The sequence below is a fragment of the Geobacter sp. genome (assembly GCF_030834625.1).
Taxonomy (GTDB): Bacteria; Desulfobacterota; Desulfuromonadia; order Geobacterales; family Geobacteraceae; genus Geobacter.
This window is the reverse complement of sequence record NZ_JAUQXO010000085.1, coordinates 1-18,155: the sequence shown is the minus strand read 5'-3', so window position 1 is coordinate 18,155 and position 18,155 is coordinate 1. Positions and strand designations below refer to the sequence as shown.

The 18,155-nt window shown below is 50.3% G+C and carries 16 protein-coding genes and 1 riboswitch; of the genes, 3 read left to right on the top strand and 13 right to left on the bottom strand.

Features of this window, described 5'->3' with window-relative positions:
• Positions 1–14: 14 nt before the first annotated feature.
• The 8 genes from RCH91_RS19920 to RCH91_RS19885 all read right to left on the bottom strand — a co-directional run bounded on the left by RCH91_RS19920 (position 15) and on the right by RCH91_RS19885 (position 10,367).
• Positions 15–1,577: an XrtA system polysaccharide chain length determinant gene (locus RCH91_RS19920; protein ID WP_306536962.1), complete on the bottom strand. Its 1,563-nt coding sequence runs from the start codon at positions 1,575–1,577 to the stop codon at positions 15–17.
• A gap of 18 nt (positions 1,578–1,595) precedes the next feature.
• Positions 1,596–2,405, bottom strand: a complete 810-nt coding sequence (locus tag RCH91_RS19915; RefSeq protein WP_306536960.1) for a polysaccharide biosynthesis/export family protein — start codon at positions 2,403–2,405, stop codon at positions 1,596–1,598.
• 77 nt (positions 2,406–2,482) lie between these two features.
• Positions 2,483–3,850, bottom strand: a complete 1,368-nt coding sequence (locus RCH91_RS19910; RefSeq protein ID WP_306536958.1) for a TIGR03013 family XrtA/PEP-CTERM system glycosyltransferase — start codon at positions 3,848–3,850, stop codon at positions 2,483–2,485.
• Positions 3,851–3,868: 18 nt separating this feature from the next.
• Positions 3,869–6,520, bottom strand: a complete 2,652-nt coding sequence (gene prsT / locus RCH91_RS19905) for an XrtA/PEP-CTERM system TPR-repeat protein PrsT (protein ID WP_306536956.1) — start codon at positions 6,518–6,520, stop codon at positions 3,869–3,871.
• Entirely contained in the window at positions 6,513–6,890 is a 378-nt protein-coding gene (locus tag RCH91_RS19900) for a DNA-binding response regulator (protein WP_306536954.1), read from the bottom strand. Before RCH91_RS19900 ends, prsT begins: the two co-directional genes overlap by 8 nt.
• 393 nt (positions 6,891–7,283) lie before the next feature.
• Positions 7,284–8,630 carry a sigma-54 dependent transcriptional regulator gene (locus tag RCH91_RS19895; protein WP_306536952.1) on the bottom strand — a complete coding sequence of 449 codons (1,347 nt, stop codon included), beginning with the start codon at positions 8,628–8,630 and terminating at the stop codon, positions 7,284–7,286.
• The gene (locus RCH91_RS19890) at positions 8,620–9,657 is read right to left on the bottom strand and encodes a nitrogen regulation protein NR(II) (RefSeq protein ID WP_306536950.1); all 1,038 of its coding nucleotides are present in this window, start codon (positions 9,655–9,657) and stop codon (positions 8,620–8,622) included. Before RCH91_RS19890 ends, RCH91_RS19895 begins: the two co-directional genes overlap by 11 nt.
• A 35-nt stretch (positions 9,658–9,692) precedes the next feature.
• Positions 9,693–10,367, bottom strand: coding sequence for a PEP-CTERM/exosortase system-associated acyltransferase (locus RCH91_RS19885; RefSeq protein WP_306536948.1), 675 nt, complete (start codon positions 10,365–10,367; stop codon positions 9,693–9,695).
• Between the two features lie 164 nt (positions 10,368–10,531).
• On the opposite strand from RCH91_RS19885, the gene RCH91_RS19880 reads away from it, so the two are divergent.
• The 3 genes from RCH91_RS19880 to pepA all read left to right on the top strand — a co-directional run bounded on the left by RCH91_RS19880 (position 10,532) and on the right by pepA (position 13,707).
• Entirely contained in the window at positions 10,532–11,218 is a 687-nt protein-coding gene (locus tag RCH91_RS19880; protein ID WP_306536946.1) for a CAAX prenyl protease-related protein, read from the top strand.
• A 136-nt stretch (positions 11,219–11,354) separates the two neighbouring features.
• A riboswitch (cyclic di-GMP riboswitch) is annotated at positions 11,355–11,431 on the top strand.
• A gap of 117 nt (positions 11,432–11,548) precedes the next feature.
• Positions 11,549–12,385, top strand: a complete 837-nt coding sequence (locus RCH91_RS19875; RefSeq protein WP_306536944.1) for a PEP-CTERM/exosortase system-associated acyltransferase — start codon at positions 11,549–11,551, stop codon at positions 12,383–12,385.
• Positions 12,386–12,759: 374 nt separating this feature from the next.
• Positions 12,760–13,707 (top strand): flocculation-associated PEP-CTERM protein PepA, encoded by a 948-nt coding sequence (pepA, locus tag RCH91_RS19870; protein ID WP_306536942.1) that lies wholly within the window; start codon positions 12,760–12,762, stop codon positions 13,705–13,707.
• A gap of 99 nt (positions 13,708–13,806) precedes the next feature.
• On the opposite strand, the gene RCH91_RS19865 is transcribed toward pepA, so the two are convergent.
• The 5 genes from RCH91_RS19865 to tnpA all read right to left on the bottom strand — a co-directional run bounded on the left by RCH91_RS19865 (position 13,807) and on the right by tnpA (position 18,154).
• Positions 13,807–14,676, bottom strand: a complete 870-nt coding sequence (locus tag RCH91_RS19865; protein WP_306536940.1) for a 2-oxo acid dehydrogenase subunit E2 — start codon at positions 14,674–14,676, stop codon at positions 13,807–13,809.
• 204 nt (positions 14,677–14,880) lie between these two features.
• Positions 14,881–15,114: an acyl carrier protein gene (locus RCH91_RS19860; protein WP_306536938.1), complete on the bottom strand. Its 234-nt coding sequence runs from the start codon at positions 15,112–15,114 to the stop codon at positions 14,881–14,883.
• A gap of 4 nt (positions 15,115–15,118) precedes the next feature.
• Entirely contained in the window at positions 15,119–16,747 is a 1,629-nt protein-coding gene (locus RCH91_RS19855) for an AMP-binding protein (RefSeq protein WP_306536936.1), read from the bottom strand.
• 64 nt (positions 16,748–16,811) lie between these two features.
• Positions 16,812–17,510 (bottom strand): DapH/DapD/GlmU-related protein, encoded by a 699-nt coding sequence (locus RCH91_RS19850; RefSeq protein ID WP_306536934.1) that lies wholly within the window; start codon positions 17,508–17,510, stop codon positions 16,812–16,814.
• Positions 17,511–17,719: 209 nt separating this feature from the next.
• Complete coding sequence (gene tnpA, locus RCH91_RS19845) at positions 17,720–18,154, bottom strand: IS200/IS605 family transposase (RefSeq protein WP_306536932.1); 435 nt, start codon at positions 18,152–18,154, stop codon at positions 17,720–17,722.
• Between the last annotated feature and the right edge of the window lies 1 nt (position 18,155).

Here is an 18,155-nt window from a genome sequence, read left to right as displayed (position 1 = left end):
CGTTCGAGTGACTATTATAAAGTGAAGCCGAATTGGTTGATCAACGATTCGAGAAGGGTGAAACCCATCACCTCGTGAATCAAGGCGCTCACAATGATAAGCATGTAGCTTCCGGCAATGATGTAGACGAGTCGGTCGCGCTTCTTGATTCGCTCTTCTTCGGCGGCGTTGAAGATACGGGGGATAACGGCGATGACCTCGAGCCCCATTTGCTTGATGGTAGCACTCTCCCTGACCGAGGTGTCGATGGTTTCCCGCAGGAAAACAATCCCTGCAGCGCCTGCAAACCCGGCGAGAATTCCCAGGAGTATAAGCCGTACCCGGTTGGGACTCACCGGCTTGGTCGGGACAACGGCTGGGTCGACGATCCTGAAGTTCGTCGCCTTGTCCTCAACCTCCATCTGCTTGGAGACCTCGGACTGCCCCTGTCGGGCAAGTAGTTGCTCATAGATGGTCCGGTGGGCGTCGCGTTCCTTCTCCAACTCGGCCAGCTTCAATTTTTCGGTAGGGATGTTGCGTAGCTCCCCCTCTTTCCGCCCTATGACGGAGCCGAGCTGCCTCAGCTTGGCGTCTATGGCACTAAGCTCCGATTCGGCCATTGAGAGACGCTGTTTGAGATCCTGATGGATCGGGTTCAGGGTACTCATCTCGCTCTCGGTGGTACCTTTGTCCATGACATCCAATGATTTGGGTTGAGTCTTAAGCCCCTCTATCTCAGCCTTGAGCTTAATGATCTCTGGGTAGTTCTCCGTATAGCTCGAGAGAAGCTGCTTGATGCGGTTCTCGCGCATGGTGATCTGCGCATCGCTAGAGCCTCCCCCCTTCCTGGTGTTAAGCACCGCCACCGTGAAGGGCTCCTCGCCCGTGAGCTGCTGTTTGATGCTGTTGCGGGTGGCCACCAACTCGTTACGCCGGATCCGCATGGTATCCATCTCGGTCTGATAGGCCTTTATGTCGCTGATCAGAGCCCGGTCGTCCACTGACATGTAGACCCCTTTACTCTGACGGTACTTGATGATCGCCTCTTCAGCCTGGTCAACCTTGTCCTTGTAGAGCTTGACCTGCTCGGTGATGAACCGGTTGGCGCCATAGGCATCTTCACGTTTGGATGAGGCGTTTGATTCCACATATGATCGAACGAGCGCGTTCACATACTCCATTGCCCGTTGGGGATCCTTGTCCGTGTAGGAAACAAAAAAGAGATCGCTCCCCTTGATGTTGATGTCGGTCTTCCCCTGGAATCCTGCAACCATCTCTTCGAGGGCCTTATCATTTTTCACTGTTACATCGTAATCGAGCTTTTTCAGCACATTGAGAACATTTTCCCTGCTCAGCATGGCGTAGCGCAACACCCGTATCTTGTCATCAATCGACGGCGTGATCGTGAGCCCCTTCACCATGTCCTTGATGACGCTCCGCTCGATGAAGACCGTGCTCTTGGCCTCGTACTGCTTGGGGAGGAAGAAGCTCCCCCAGACCACCACCGACATAATAAGGAGCGCAGAGGCGATGAAGAGGTAGCGCCGCTTGACCAGCATCTTGTAATACTTCTGGAATTCGTTTGAATGCAGTTCCATGACCGTTCAGACCCTTTGTTAGAAAATGCCTTCCTTGACGATGATGAAATCGCCCGGCATGAGGTAGATATTCTGGGAGAGGTCACCGTCTTTCATCAGGTCTTTAACCCTCACGGTGACGGTAGCCGACCCCTTACGCTGCACCAGCACCGAATTCTCGCTGGCGAACTTGGTCATTCCGCCTGCTTCGAGGATAGCGTCGAGAATCTTGTACCCCTCGCGGTGATAAGTGAATTTGGGCGCGTTGACCGCCCCCATGATATAGATTTTGTTGGCTTCGATATCCGGTACGTAGATAATGTCCTCCGCCTTCAGCAGCGGGTCGTTGGAAAGGTCACCCTTGATGAGGAGATCGTAGAAGTTGACGTCGAGTTTCTTACCGTCACGCATGATGTAGGCGCGGTTCAGGTCGGCACCCTTATAGCTGCCAAACCTGGCCATGAACTTCAAAAGGGTGGTTCTACCGATCAGGACGTTGATCCCCGGCGGGACCCCGCCTCCGATGACGTAGACCTTGTTGTTGGTGATGCCCGACACGGTAACGGTAACGATGGGAGCCTTTACTACTTCCTTGAGCTTCTCAGTCAGTTTCTCCGCGAGCTTCATGGGAGTGTAGCCCGATGCCGTTATATCGCCAATAGCCGGGAGGGTAATTTTGCCATCGGGCCTCACCGCAACGCCTACACTCAGTTCAGGAACCCCCCATACTGAGATCATGAGACCGTCACCGTCGCCGATGACGTATTCCTGCTCTTGAGCATTGTCGACCTTCCCGTTCTTCATACTCTGTTCGGGGTTCTCGGCAGAAACTGCCCAAATGGGAACCATAAGAAGCACTCCCACAAGGAACGCTCCCAACCAACCTAACCGACCTAACCGACTTAATCGATGAACCATTTTTCCTCCTACCTGCTCCCTCTCCCGAACATCATGACCTTGACGGTTTCAAGGACAATCACGAGATCGAGAAACAGGGACATGTTCTTGATGTAATAAAGATCGTAGCGCAGTTTCTCAATCGCATCATCCACCGAGGCCCCATAGGCGTACTTGACCTGGGCCCAACCGGTCACCCCCGGCTTGACGAAGTGGCGCTCTGAGTAATAGGGGATAATCTCTTTCAGCTTCTCGACAAACTCGGGACGCTCGGGACGAGGCCCGACGAGGCTCATGTTCCCCCTGAGCACGTTGTAGAGCTGGGGTATCTCGTCAAGGCGGGAGGTCCGCAGAAACTTTCCTAACTTCGTAATCCGGGGATCATCCTTCTGTGCCCAGACAGCACCCGTCTCCTTCTCGGCGTCGGCCCTCATGGTCCGGAACTTGTAGAGAACGAAGCTCTTCTCCCGCTCCCCCACGCGCACCTGCCTGAACAGGACAGAACCGGGCGAAGTCAGTTTGATCCCCAAGGCGACAAGCGGCAGGAGCGGCAGGGTCAGCACAATGCCGATAAGCGAGAGAACAACGTCGGCGCCCCTCTTGCAGATCCGGTGAAGGCCGGTTCTCTTGAACCCGTCGGAAAAAATGAACCAGCTCGGCGTGATATTCTCGATCATCAGCTTGCCGGTGAGTTGCTCATAAAACGACGGTGCGTCGATGACCTCGATGCCACTGAACTTGCAGTTCAGCACCTCGCTGAGAGGGAAGGTCCCGCGTCGCTCGGAGAGACTGACGACGATCTTGTCTGTTCTTTCTCTGAGAGCTGTTGATACCAGGCCGCTCCTGTTGTCTACGATGTGCTGTTCGGGAACGTAGACAGGCTCGTTGGAGCAGCCGAAATAACCGGCCAGCACGTGATTGTGGTTCGTGGCCGCGACAAGTCCACCGATCTCCCGCGCGAGGGGGCCGGTACCGACAACCAGCACCCGGTTCGCCAGCCCCGGGTGGTGTAACCAGACGTTGCAGCAGAGGTGCCAGAAGAGCTGGAGCATGCCGAAGATCGACAGGGCCAGTGCCAGGAGCCCCCTGCCGATGGTGAGATCCGGAACGAGATAGAAGATGGCAGAGAGAAGGAAGAAGGAGATGCAGAGGGAAACTGAGCCGAAAACCACGCGCTCCTTCAGCTTCAACAATCGGTCGGTGTTGTAAAGCTCCACAAGGAATGATGAAAAGAGCACCGCCAGGCATAGCAGAGCCATCTGGAACCCGCCCTTGATCCCCAGGAGCCCCGTCACCCCCGTCTCGACACCGAAGCGGAACAGGTAGGCCGCACCCAGCGCCAAACATGACAGGATGATATCACCGGTTGTAAGTAGCATCATCATCATTTTTTTCATACCGCTCACTTCCTTGCATCATTTTTTCAACTCTGCAAGCAGCGTCCTTGCTGCAGCAACTTCCGGGAAATCACCAAACTGAAGCGCTTTCTGAATGTTTGTTGCTGCCTTTGCCTTGTTGCCATTTTCGCGATACGCGAGGGCAAGGTGATAAAGCACTGTCGGGTTGTTCGGGAGAAGCGATGCCGACTTCTCAAGCACCGTTAAGGCTTCAGTCTTCTTGTTGTTCTTTAGGAGCGCGTAGCCGTAAGTATCCATTATCTCTGGACTCTTTGGCTGCAGATTATACGCTTTGGTGGCAAGGCTGAGTGCCTCCGCCTTGCTCCCGTATCCCTCGGAATAAAGGAAAGAGAGGTTGTTGAGGGCAAGAAGGTTGTTTGGCGCCCGCTTAATCACCTCACGGTAGATACCCGCAGCCTCCTTTTTCTTGCCCATGCGGTCATAGGCCGACCCTTTTGCGTATAGCGCAGGAGTATACTTTGGGTTCTTCTTGAGTATGTCCTCGTAAGTGGTTATAGCCTGTGTGTAATTGCGCTTTTTCTCGTATAGGCCCCCCAGTGTCAGGGCTGCCTGCACGTTCCCCGATTCGGCAGCGAGACCGTTCCGGCAAGCGGCGATGGCTCGATCGTAGTCCTTCTGGCTCTCGTAAATGGAGGCAAGGACCAGATGCCCTGCGGCGGAATCAGGGCGTTGTTTGATGATCTTCTGGGCCTGCTCTGCAGCCTTGGGGATATCGTGCATCGCCACATAAGCGTTGATCTTCAGGGGGATGGCCCGCGCGGGTGTGGTTTTTTCCAATTCATCATACACTTTCACTGCCTCTGTATACTTCTTATCGGCAGCGAGGAGTCCCCCCTTTAGCTCCAATAGTCCCGCATTACCAGGATTGGCCTTCAATGCCTCATCTGCTATGGTTAGTGCCTTTGCCGGCTCCTTCCTGCGAACATGATACGAAGCAAGCGAGAGATACCCGAGCGGTTTCTTGGTCTCCTTTGCCTTGGCATAATAAGCGAGAGCATCCTGGGTTTTCCCCTCAGCTTCCCGGATGGCACCAAGGCCGATCAAGGCCTGGATGTTGGCGCCGTCACGCTTCAGAACATCGTTGAGCAGTCCTGCCGCCCGTGCATTGTCCTTCTTGTTTATATAATATGATGCAAGGTTAAAGTACGGCGGGAAGTAGTCTGGGGCCATTTCTCTGGCCTTCTGCAGATAGGAGATACCCTCATCCTCGCGTTTGGCGGCAAAGGCAGCGGCGGCCATGCTGTTGTATAGAAGTGCGTCCTGCTTGCCCCCACGTAAGCCCTCCTTCAGGACGGAGATAGCCTTGTCTTTTTTGTTTGTACGCAGGTAATAGGTAGCGAGCAGATACCGGCTGTTGAGGATCTCGGGGGCAACCTTAACCGCTGCCACCAGGTCGGCTTCTCCTTCGGCTGCCTTCCCCCGCGCCAAGCTGACGATACCCTTCTTTACATGCGCATCCACTAATCTCGGCTCAAGCTCGAGGGCTCTGTCGAATTCTTTAAGCGCCTCGTCTACCATACCCTTCGCAATGTAGGCATTACCAAGGATGTTATGGGCAGTCGGATTGCGGTCGTCAGCCTCAATGACGCGCTTGGCCTCGGTAATGGCATCGTCGACCCGCTTCTGCTGGAGCAAAACCAAAGAGGTCAAAAGCCGTGCCTGTTGATGGTTAGGTGCAAGATCGAGAACCTTACGAAACTGGCTCAGGGCGTTCTCAAGCTCGTTGCGTTTGTAGTAACTGAGTCCAAGGTAATAATAGGTACCGGGATTCTGTTGAATCTTCAGGGAGCTCTGGAGTTCAGTTATTGCCTGGTCGTAGTCCTTTTTAGTATACAGGTACATCCCCTTGAGTCGCCGGCCTTCGGCTCTGTTGGGGAATTTCCCGATCAGGTCGCTGGCTATCCCATGCGCCTTTTCGAGTTCGCCCTTTTCTAAGTACATAAGACCAACCCTGAACGCCGCGTTCACATCCGTAGGGTCGACCTCGAAAATTTTTTGATAATACTCCTTCGCTTTTTCACGGTCTCCCTTCGAACCTGCATATGTGGCCAAAAGGTAGTATGCAGCGGTATTCTTGGGATCTTTGCGGATGATGTCGTCAAGAATCTCGTTCCCTTCCGCAACCCGATCGCTTGCCAGATAGAGCCTCGCCAACTCAATCTTCGCGGAAGAGCGCCCCGGCTCAGCCTGCAGGGCTTCTTTGAGATACTTCTCAGCCTCAGGAAACATTTTTTTCCGGAGGTGGCTCACAGCAAGAATTTCGAGCGCTTCGGGCGAAGCAGGGTGGGATTTCAGAAACTCCTGAGCTTCGGAAATGGCCATGTCGGGCTTGTTGGTGGCAATGTAAATCTTGGCCAGTTCGAGCCTGATCTCCGGACGGGAAGGATTCTGCCTGAGCGCTTTCTGCAACTCCTTTTCTGCCTGCTCTAACTTGCCGGCTGCCATATATGCCTTGGCAAGCTGGTAGCGGGCATCGAAGTAGTTCTGGTCTTTTTCAACCGCATTCTTGAGAAGGACAATCGCTCCATTGGCGTTGCCCTTTTCCATCTCTTTAACTGCCTCGGTGTAAAGCTCTTCCTTCGTTTTCGCTCCGCAGGCGGAAAGAGTCGCCGCAATAACAAGAAGCATTACAATATGTTTTCTAGACAATGCTGTACCCTCCTTGGCTCGCGTACGTACCAGCCATCATTTGTCTCACGAGTGACGTGAATTTTTGGTAGTCAAGAGGCTTTATCATACATATCGAATTTTCAAAACCCTCAAGTGCAGAGAGGAGTTCTTTGCTAATGTGGTCAGTAAGGACAATAATGGGGAGGCTGTACCGACACAGGTCATCAAAGAAACGTGAGCCGTAGGGATAACTGGTTATCACCAGCCCCACCCCCTCATTGCATACTGTTTGTGGCTCGGGGCTTTCAAGGGGGATAGTTTCTGCACGATACCCCTCTGCCTCGAGAATTGCAGAACAGACCCGAGAAAAGCCGGCCTCGTCAATTATGAGAATAGTTTCTTGTTCCATACCCCTATACAGTGAGCAAAATAGATACCCGATCTAAACGCTTTACGAAAAAATCGTCATTAACTGCCGCACAGCAATCCTTATCACTCTGTATTTACGTTTGTTTTTAATTTAAGTACCATTAGGAAGATAATCTCACCGCACCAAATGGAGATGAATCCACAGCATGAAAACCGATGAAACGGCGAATACTGTACCCATTGGATACACTTATGGTTGATGGTGTGCGAAACACAAAAAAAAGTGTATCCGACAGATACACCTTTAATACAAATACAATAATTACCACTGGTTAAAAGATTGCCACCATTGTACCCTTTGGATACATCTTTCCTAAATGGTTGCCAGTGCACTGAAAAAGCATGTGCAACCGGCCAAAAAACTCAGGCCACGTCATTGCCCCATTTCTTCAAGCCGCTTGTACAGGAATTTTCGGGAAATACCGAGCAGCTTGGCCGCTTGCGACTTGTTTCCGGCGCTCTCTTCCAGCGCAGCCCGAATAGCCTCCTCTTCGATCTCACGCAGAGTTCGTACCGGCGGACGAGTCTCCGTATGCAACACATAGGTTTTGAGATCTTCGGGAAGCTCCTTGATTGTTATCCGGTCCTTCTTTGCGAGGACTACGGCACGCTCGATGATATTGCCCAATTGACGTATGTTTCCGGGCCAGTCGTAATTAAGGAACGCCTGCATGACTTCGTCGTCAATACGGAGCACCTTCCCCTCCCGCGCGCCGTACTCCCTGATGAGTTCGGCCGCAAGAAGAGGGATGTCTTCTCGGCGGTCACGGAGGGGAGGAACCTGAATCTGGACCACATTGAGACGGTAGTAAAGGTCTTCGCGGAAATTTCCAGCGGAGATTTCGGCGGGGATATTCCTGTTGGTGGAAGAAATGAGCCGAAAATTGACTTTGATCTTTTTATTGCTGCCAAGCCGTTCTATTTCCTTCTCCTGAAGAACCCGCAGGAGCTTTGCCTGGAGCGGCATCTCCAGTTCTCCGATCTCATCGAGAAAGATCGTCCCTTCCGCCGCCTCTTCAAAGCGGCCGATACGCCGAGAAAATGCCCCGCTGAAGGCCCCCTTTTCGTAGCCAAACAATTCAGACTCGATCAGCTCCCGAGGCATCGCCGCGCAGTTTACCGCCACGAACGGCTTGTCCCTTCGCACACTCCCATAGTGAAGGGACCGCGCAATGAGCTCCTTGCCGGTACCGGTTTCGCCACTTATAAGTACGCTGCTCATTGAATCCTTGACGGCCTCGATCGTCTCGAAAATACGAACCATCTCCGGCGTGACACCAACAATGCGTGCCGTCTTCCCCCCGGGGACTCTCTTGCGCAACGCTTCGAGCTCACGTTTGAGCCCCCGCTGCTCCACGGCACGGGCCAGAATGCCCTTGAGCTTTGCGTAATCGGGAGGTTTGATGAAATAATAAAATGCCCCACGAGTTATGGCATGGACGGCAGAATCCACAGACCCGTATGCCGTGAGGAAAATGACCGGTATGTCAGGGTAGCGATCCGCTATGAAATCCATCAACTGCATCCCGTCTTTAGCCGGCATTTTCATGTCGGTGATGACGGTATCTATATCCTCTTTACCCAAGGCATGCTCTGCCGCTTCGGCATCCCCAGCCTTGAATACAGAGTATCCCTCCTCACGCAGTATTGCAGCGAGAACCGTGAGTGCATTCGGCTCATCATCGACAATGAGCACCTTGCCATGCACTTTACCCTGCATATTTCTCTCCCTGAGGACTCTCTACGGGAAGATAGAGACGCACTGTCGCACCGCTTCCTTTGGCGTTCAGTATCTCAAGGTTTCCACCGTGATGCTGGACAATCTCTCGGGAGATGAAAAGCCCGAATCCCCTCCCCTTATCCCGTGCCGTGCCGCTGGGAGGACAAAGCAGATTGCGGAACGCACTCTCGGGCACCCCCGGACCGGAATCACAGATGTCGATCGTCACGTGTTCCTTGGAGGACATTGTGGTCATGCGGGTTCTAAAGGTAATGGTGCCGCCGCTTCCCATCGCCTCAATGGCATTGTTTACGATGTTGAGGATTGCACTCTCCAGATGAAAAGCATCGATCTCTAAGAGGGGAACGTCCGTATAATCGCAGACGAACCGGATATTACGCTCCTGAGCCTGGAGGGACGTAATCTTCATGATCTTTTCCAGCAGCTCATGAATATCGCTGCGCGATTTCTCCATTTCCAGGAGCGATGTACTGAGGAAGCGGGTGATGAAAGCGTCGAGCTTGGCGATCTCTTCGTCAATGATGTCCGCAAACTCCACAAACGTTTCATCGGAACCATAGCGGTGCTTGAGGTAAACAACAGCCCCCTTGATGGCATTGAGCGGATTGCGGACTCCGTGTGCAAGGGTAGCAGATACTTTGCCGATGTCGATAAGTGAGCGGAAATGGTCACTTTCGCGCATGGGGAGGCAACGCTGAGAGGCAACCATGGCAATCTCAGCGCCGTTGATCGTTGAATCGTTGTCGTAAAGGGGGGAAATTGTGATATCCATCGTCATCTCATCACAGATCCACAAGATGCGAAAACCCCTGATGACGATGGTCCTCCCCTCGTCAAGAACCTGTTGCACCGCATCGCGAGGTCCGCTGTATATCTTGGGGATAAAGTAGTAATAGGGCTCTCCAATAGCCCGTTTTGCCTCGTCACCTAAACGTTGCTCCAACTCGCTATTAACAGAGGTGACCTCAAGGTTCCTGCCTACGCGAAACGAACAAAATATTATCACATCAACGCTCCGAGATGAAAAATTCGTAACTCGGGTTAATCCTTGAAATACTGATAAAGTTGGGAATTCCTCTCTTTGAGGTCAACCATCATTTGAGCAAGATCAAGAATATACGGAGTCCTCGATCCATGATAATTCACCTCCGGCCCTATCTGTCTGAAGTTAATTGATATCTTCTTGAGTAAGAGGAAAAGCCCCCGAGCCATTACCGCATAAAGATGTGTTACCCCCGTTTCGATGCTTTCCTTGTAAAGACAGCGGTAAAGACCCAAGACGATTGCGTTCTCATTTTTCCTCCGTTCACGAACCGCGAGCGGTGTATCCTCCACTTCCAGTTCCTGCATTTCACCATCGTACAGGGCCCTGTCGGGTCGCCTCCTGCGGAGTTCCTTGCTGATTGCCAGGCGAGAAATCTCTCCCACGGCATTTCCCCCAAGAAAAGACAGATCGGTATCGACCGTACAGTGGCTGAAAAGAGGAAATCCCAACTCCGACGAGCGGATAAGGCGAACCGTTCCGATCAGGCTGCCATCGTCCTCCCGAAAGGCTGCAAAATGGACCGAGTGGTGATCATAGTCATCAATTTCGATCCCATCAGGATGGTCTTCAGGTTTCTCGAACCCCCATTCATCGCAATAGACTTTGTAGCGAAGCCAATAGATTTCATCCATAAGTTGCTTATCATGGTCAGCTTTCCTGAATTCAAACATGGCGACCCTCCCGATGAACAAAAGAAAGATATTCTATTCATAGACTAATTTATCTGATGACAACATACGGTTTTTGTGTATATTTTTTAACAATATGAAGTAACGTTCGCTTCAAGGCAACAACAATTTTCACTCTCAGGTAACTCCATAAGTCTGGAGCTTTCATGAATACACCGGCTTTTTGCAGGATTTTCCCCTTCGCTCTTTTCATGGGTTGGATAGGTGGTGAAGAAGCACTTCGTTTTATTTCCCGTCAGGGGTTTTTCTCTCTTTCACCAGAGGCATTCCTGTACCTCTATCCTCTGAAGGCAATTTCTGTAGGAATGGCGCTCGTTTTCTTACGTTCCCGTTACGACGAGATTCGCCTCAGTGATCTTGCAACTTTTTCGAAAACCTTCGCGAGCCTGATTCTAGGCTTCCTTGTTTTCATACTCTGGATCAACATGGACTGGGTGTTTGCAAGCCAGAGCACACCGCAGGGATTCAATCCCACCCTCTTCGCTGATCCTTTAACCCGAAATACCATGGTGGCATTCCGACTGATGGGGGCTGCAGTAGTCGTACCTATCATGGAAGAGCTCTTCTGGCGATCATTTCTCGTGCGCTACATCATCGATAAAGACTTCACATCGATCCCCGTAGGCCTCTTCACCTGGCCGTCGTTTCTTATCACCGTCGTTCTCTTCGGCCTCGAGCACCATCTTATCGTCGCCGGCATTATGGCCGGAATAGCATACAACGCATTGCTTTATTATACCAAGAGCATTGCCCACTGCATTCTTTCGCACGCGGTAACGAATCTCCTTCTCGGAATTTATGTCCTGCAGACCGGGAGATGGCATTTCTGGTAAGACTAGATGGAGCATCTCACCATATCTTCAAGTCAACCATTCGTAACATGAGAAATAAATTACAATATTACACTTGATTTACGGAAAACAGAGTGCTAGTGTTACCTAAATTTTCACAACTAAATAGCTTCAAGGTAAACGATAATACTAAACCACCCGCGAGGGTGGGGCGGAAAGCCTACAGGGTCTCACCGAGACAGCCGGGTCGCCGAAATATCTATGATTATTAGATATCGGCCCCCGGCTTTTTTTTGTTCAAAAATTAACAACTCCAAAACCCGCATAACCCGGCACTCCAGCGTATCACTCACGGAGGAGGTAAGAATGACAATGAATACGAGTGCACAGTTCGAACAGCCCGCGGACAACAACGTCAGCCTCAAGAAAACCTATAATCAGTGGTTCGATGTGATTCCCGCCAAGACCTCGGCCCTGGTGGATCAGGTGCATCGTCTACGTTACCAAGTCTACTGCATCGAGAACAGCTTCGAAGACCCGAACATCCATCCCAACTGCGTCGAACGGGACGAATACGATGCCCGGTCCGTCCACAGCCTGCTTAAAGACAGGTCATCCGGAGCGATTGCCGGCACGGTGCGGCTCATCCTTCCCGCTCCGAAGCCGGAAGAAAGCTTCCCCATCCAGGGGATCTGCAAGAGCCCGCTCCTCTCCGACCCGAAGATGTTTTACCATGGGAAAGCTGCCGAGATATCCCGTTTCTGCATCTCCAAGGGGTTCAGACAGCTGGTTAGGGAATCAGAGCCTAGTGGAGCCTCCGCATCCGATAATCCAGGGCCCGCCATCGACAAGCAACTTCTCATGCCTTGCATCACCATCGGCCTCATGAAGGCCATCGTGCAGATGAGCGCCGCGCACGGCGTCACCGACTGGTTCGCGGTGATGGAACCGTCCCTTCTGCGCCTTCTCACCCGCTTCGGCATCTACTTCAAGCCGATCGGGCCTCTTGTTGAATACCACGGCAAGCGCCAGCCCTGTTATCAGAATGTCGAAGGGCTTCTCGCTAGGATTAAAACCGAGCGTCAGGACGTCTGGGACGTGATAACCGATGAGGGAAGACTCCTGGAAGAACTGAGGAGAAAAGTGAATACACCCACCCGCCATCAACGGGTACTCACGTACAGACGCGCCCTCCCCCTTCACGCCTGATGACTTTCACCCTTCCCTAGCCTATCAGACATCGTTATCGCATCACACCGATCGCCCCCCAGCTTCCTCTGGCGGGGCGTTCGTTCTTGTGCGCCGAGCATTCGCAGGTTGGCCAGTTATAGCTGATCAACGGTGTCACGTCACATTCCAATACGATCCTACCTGGCTCAAATCCCCCCTGTGAAATTTGAACTGTAAGGATTTCCCAAGTAATCGTCGACATTCTTTACATTCAAGGCCACAAAAACCTCCCCCCAAAGACAATCCAGGGTAATTTCGGTCAGTTACGCATTGGCACACCATTTGCTGATGTAAACCTATCAATCAGCTAAATACACTTTCAAATTAATTGTAAATAGAACGGAGGTGTGCAGATGAAATGGGATGTGATGATAAGCAATAACAACAAAACAATTCGAAAGGAGGAGAAAGCAATGAAAAAATCATTAGTAGCAACAGCAGTTGCTGGCACGATGCTTTTCGCTGGGACGGCATTTGCGCAGCCATTTTGGGTGGGGGGCTTATTCAATGAAGATACTGCTAGCTTTGTCAGTGACATCCACAACCTAGACTGGGCTTCTTCAGGGAGCGGTCTTGCGGTGGGTCTGGCAACTGGGGGACAGCCAAGCCAAACAAAATTCCTTGACGCGTTTAATAACCAAACCCCCTTAACCTTTAAGTATCAAGCTTTCCTCCAAGGCGTGAGCGACATTAACGGTAATTCTGTTCTTTTCCCGGGATTAAACACAAACTTTGAATACACCATCGTAGCTGAATTCCAGGAAAGAGTTTCCTCATTTACGCCCATTGGGACGGCCGGAGCTGCTCTTTTTGAGACCATCGGGGGGCAAGCTTACATTTTCTATGATCCAACCCCCAATGCGGTCGTTGGATCAGGTTTCGGTTTTGACGACGGTCAGCTAGTTGCGGGATTTGATATACGGCCGGGACAGATAAGCTCCTTTATTGCTACCTCTCCAACCGAAGGTCAAGGGTCCGCTATTCTCTTAGGGGACATTATTGCTGGCACCCTGGACCCGACTCTTATAACTGTCGATCAATTTTCTGGGAACGAAATCATCGCCATTCGGTACGAAGGCACCCAGAACTACCCGCCACTCGATTCAGCAACCGCAGCCTTTTTCGATGGCCGAGCCGGTGAAGGAGAGTTTGCCGTCAACACCGTCACGTCCAACGACCTCCTCCTGAAGGCCGATGGGAGCAATAAGTTCACCGTCGTTCCGGAACCCTCCTCCGTTATCCTCATGGGTATGGGGCTCCTCGGTTTGGCAGGCTTCGCTCGGAGAAAAATGAAGAGCTAACTGCCCCCACACAATCCAGCAGCAGTAGAAAAGCCAAGGGAATTCCCTTGGCTTTTCTCATTCAATGGCAAGAACGTTTGTGGTAGGGAGTGCCCGAAGTTACCCCTGCCCAGCACACCGCGAAGCAGGAAAACCGAGATGACATGCCAGCTCAGTTGAAGCGTGTTCCAGTATATATATGATACGCTGGAAAAAGCGAGCGGCCTGTGCCCCCGCCATAACACGACGGTCGAAATTGAGCGAAAAAATAAACGTAGGACACACGACAATTTCATCGTTTTTTACGGTAGGTCTTTTTTTAACAATCCCAAAGGTCACCCCCAAAGGGTTCATCCAGGCGCCCACGACAGCATCGACACCGTACTTTGCTGGAGAACTTATAATGACGGCGCCGCCACGCCACATGCTCCATAACTTGGGTATTTTTACAGGTAAGTTGATGATAAACTTGGCGAACCAGGATGGCGCCTGAAAAATAACTTTTTTATAATCGCGCCACTGTTTGTTATTTGCCTCGTTACATCGAGCCAAATCATGGAGCCATTCTGTTATTTCAAACAGTGATAACTTTTCGGAGTCTCTCAATATGTCGATAAATGTTGAGACTTCAATACCCTCAAGATTTCTCTCGCACGCAACAGCAATGTCACAAGTATTGAATTGTTGCATCCTTGCAGGTAAAAAAGGTAACCATCCGGCACGCAATATCCGTCGATTCGCATAGGGGAACTCTTTCAGAGCCAATGCGACGGCTTTTGCAACAAAGGCAGTGTACGACGGCTTGTAACCGTCTGCACAACTTGATCGAATTTCTTCGATTTCTGACAGATCAACTTCCGATGAAAACGTTACAGTAGCCCCTGGCTTGATTTCACGTTCTACGATAGTGGCATTGACATCGAAATATTTATGTACGTTCCGAACTTCGTATCTCTCCTCACTACTTGCTGATTTATAGCCACTCTGCATTCAATATTACCTCGTCTGCTTGCTTAATGGTTTGTTCCAGGCAAGAACCACTGATCAAAATACGCACCAAACCGGCCCATATTGAAGGGTCTTGACAAAAACGGTGTAGGAGAAGAGATGTGTTTGGCCTAATTGACCTTGGTCTTCCATCACCGACAAGTCCTTAACTGGACACTTATGAATTTATCCACGACCTTTTGATAGTCATCTGGTTTTGTCTTCAATACCCTTCAGAAGATCCCCAATATTCTTGAAGCTTTGAAGTTCTTTCTGGCTAAATTTCATCTTGAATTTGGCTTCAATTGCAACAACAAGATTGATATGAGAAAGAGAATCCCAGCCATCCACATCATTGGCTGTCATTTCGGATCTGATTTCTATGGTCTCGTCATCGAAAACTTCGCAAAAAATGGCATTCAGTCTTTCCTTAGTGGTCATATGGCTATATCTCCAATGTTGAAATGTCGCCGGTATCAGTTCCCAGGTAGAAAGCTTTTAAAACGCGTCTCATTATTTTGCCGCTTTTGTTTTTGGGAACTGAATCGACAAATAATATTTCTTGTGGGGTAGCTATCGATGACACTTTATTGGTCACATGGAGGCGTATTTTGAGTTCCAATTCTATTGAAGAGCTATAACCTTTGTGAATGCAGACAAAGGCAACTACTTTTTCAAACAAGAGATCATCAGGGACGCCAATAACACCCGATTCCGCCACTTCTTCGATCTCTAAGAGGGCGCTTTCCACTTCAAAAGGACTCACGAGGTGACCCGCGATATTGATAACATCGTCGCTCCTGCCCATAAACCAGAAATAGCCGTCTTCATCACGATAGGCCGTATCCCCTGAAAAATAGAAGTCCCCTCTGAATTTTTGACGATAAACTTCTTCATTATTGAGATAGGTAACGAACATCGAAGGCCACCCAGTCTTCAGGCAGAGGTTCCCCTGCTCCTTGTTATGTAGGAGAGTACCATCGTCGGCAATGATAGCGGCCTCAATGCCGCAAATCGGCTTTCCCATGGATCCCGGTCTTATTTCAAGGCCGGGACGGTTTGAGATCATAATGGCGCCAGTTTCTGTCTGAAACCACGTGTCGTAAATTTCTTTGCCAAGAGTTCTGCGCGCCCAATGAATGACTTCGGCATTTAAAGGTTCGCCCACGCTGAACATGTGCCTGAGGCTCTGCAAGCTGAATTTCGCGAAAAGGGCGGGCTCTTCACGCATCAGCATTCGGAGAGCTGTTGGTGCAGTGTACCAAACTGTAATTTTTTCAGTTTCCAAAATCCTGAGCCACGCTTCCGCGTCATATACCCCACCGAAATGCACTTGGGTGAGGCCAATACTCCACGGGCCAATGATGCCGTATGAGGTGCCGGTTACCCACCCCTGGTCGGCAGTGCACCAATAGATGTCATCTCCCTTCAAAGTGAGTATTTCCGCAGCAGTCGTGTTTTGAAGGAGGACACTGCTGTGAACATGCAGAACCCCTTTGGGTTTACCGGTTGACCCAGAAGTGTAATGGAGGACGGAAGGGGTTTCCGCACTTGTGAGTTCAGCTTTATATTCAGGAGAAGCCTCATTCATTAGTGCATTATAGCTAAGAACTGTGTCTGAGAGATGTTCATCAACGTCAACAACGATCACTTGCTCTAAAAAAGGGAGCCGGTCGCGGATTTTTTCAATCTTTTTCAATAGACTTTTCTTGGTGATAACCCCCTTGGCATGCGCATCACCAAGGCGATCAAGGAGTGCTTCTTCGCCAAAATTCGAAAAGAGAGGTGCTGCTATCGCGTTAATTTTAAGTATACCTAGAAAGGCAAAAAACTGTTCTGGCATTCTAGGCAAGAACGTAAAAAATACATCCCCCGGCAATATTCCTAGCCGAAGCAATAGATTGGCAAATTTATTACTTTGTATTTCAATGTCCTTAAAAGTATATGCCATAATCTCAAACGTCGGAGAGACCCACCGCATGGCCTCCTTTTCAGCCCTACCCAAATCACACTGCTGACGTGTACAGATGTGACCGATGTTATATTGATTTTCAATAATCAGTGAATTGTTCATGACTATTTCTCCGACAGCGAAAATCTCCTGTTCATTCCTTTAGGTCATAACTTGGGCCTAACATCTAGCGGGGACCTTTTCGTGGAATTTTAAGTGACCGCTCCTTTTGTGCCGGCATTCCGCTCCAATATTCGTGTGGCGGAATAACCGTATCCATCACCACCACGGAGCCTGGGGCCACTATTGAGTTTTCTCCAATCTCCACCCCCGGCATGACGATAGCGCCTACTCCGATAGTGACGTTAACGCCGATTTTGATCGGTTTGAGGATTATCATCCCCTGCACCACTGCATGGGCAGTTATGAAAGTGTTACCGCCAATAAATGCATAGTCACCAACAGAGATAAGTGGAAGTTCGGAGAGTATGCCGGCAACCTCAACGTTATTACCCAGTTTGGCACCGAACAGGGCAAAATAACCAGGGCGAAGGAAAAGAGGTATTAACGGAAGAAACTGATAGCAACTCATGGCAGTGACCGACGTGAGAATCTTCCAGAAAAAGGCTTTTTTCGAGGTCACCGTGAAGCAGTCGATGCCATGACTTTCCGCTTCAAGGGGAGAATACCTGATGAGTAGTCTGACCGTGAGGGCTGAAAGAATCAAGTAAAAGGCAATGAAGAGAAAGGCATCGGCAAGAACATGATATTCATGAAAAATCGATGTCGTCAATAGAGCTGTTAAGTAGGTAAGCAACAATGCAACTCCGGTGATGCCCAGGAGAATGGATGCGATAGTGGCTAGTTCAAATGGAGTTGATTTCATAGTTCTGCCTTTTTATCTCCCTTTGTCATGAAACAATGACCTGAATCCGTGAGCAGTCAGATTGCACCAGCCTGGTTCCCCCCGCTGAATCAATTCAGCCTGGGGTTTACAGCTTAAATCCATCTACCGACGGGGGTTCTCCGGTCAGATGGAACGGTTCTTTGACAATTCAGCTGAATGAACTACCCCGCAGCAAGCTACGGGGTATCTTAAAAAAGCGTAAGCTGTTCCCGGTGTAGTTGCTGATATTCTTTTTCGCGACCTTGGTTACGGACATACTTTGCAATTGTTTCTTCATTGCCTTTCTGTCCAACGGTGTTAACAAAGTATCCTTTTGACCAAAACTCACCGCCCCATAGCTTCTTCTTTACAGAAGGAACAAGCTTGAAGATTTCTCGGGCCGTTATGCTCTTTACAATCCGAACCAGTTGAGTTGGGCTATACATCGGTACTGATTGCACAAGAAAGTGAACATGGTCGTAATCAGTTCCAATCTCGATAAACTTGATCTCGTACCGTTTAGCTATCTCCAGGCAAACTTCATTAAGTCGAGCATCTACCTCATCGGTAAATACAACTCGACGATACTTTGCTGGACAAACCAAATGGTATAACAGCACAGAAACATTATGGCTTTTGTGTATA

Bases quoted from the DNA above. Each gene is read 5' to 3' on its own strand.
- RCH91_RS19920 (WP_306536962.1), bottom strand. From the start codon at position 1,577: ATGGAACTGCATTCAAACGAATTCCAGAAGTATTACAAGATGCTGGTC.
- RCH91_RS19915 (WP_306536960.1), bottom strand. From the start codon at position 2,405: ATGGTTCCCATTTGGGCAGTTTCTGCCGAGAACCCCGAACAGAGTATG.
- RCH91_RS19910 (WP_306536958.1), bottom strand. From the start codon at position 3,850: ATGAAAAAAATGATGATGATGCTACTTACAACCGGTGATATCATCCTG.
- RCH91_RS19900 (WP_306536954.1), bottom strand. From the start codon at position 6,890: ATGGAACAAGAAACTATTCTCATAATTGACGAGGCCGGCTTTTCTCGG.
- RCH91_RS19895 (WP_306536952.1), bottom strand. From the start codon at position 8,630: ATGCAGGGTAAAGTGCATGGCAAGGTGCTCATTGTCGATGATGAGCCG.
- RCH91_RS19885 (WP_306536948.1), bottom strand. From the start codon at position 10,367: ATGTTTGAATTCAGGAAAGCTGACCATGATAAGCAACTTATGGATGAA.
- RCH91_RS19880 (WP_306536946.1), top strand. From the start codon at position 10,532: ATGAATACACCGGCTTTTTGCAGGATTTTCCCCTTCGCTCTTTTCATG.
- RCH91_RS19875 (WP_306536944.1), top strand. From the start codon at position 11,549: ATGAATACGAGTGCACAGTTCGAACAGCCCGCGGACAACAACGTCAGC.
- pepA (WP_306536942.1), top strand. From the start codon at position 12,760: ATGAAATGGGATGTGATGATAAGCAATAACAACAAAACAATTCGAAAG.
- RCH91_RS19865 (WP_306536940.1), bottom strand. From the start codon at position 14,676: ATGCAGAGTGGCTATAAATCAGCAAGTAGTGAGGAGAGATACGAAGTT.
- RCH91_RS19860 (WP_306536938.1), bottom strand. From the start codon at position 15,114: ATGACCACTAAGGAAAGACTGAATGCCATTTTTTGCGAAGTTTTCGAT.
- RCH91_RS19855 (WP_306536936.1), bottom strand. From the start codon at position 16,747: ATGAACAATTCACTGATTATTGAAAATCAATATAACATCGGTCACATC.
- RCH91_RS19850 (WP_306536934.1), bottom strand. From the start codon at position 17,510: ATGAAATCAACTCCATTTGAACTAGCCACTATCGCATCCATTCTCCTG.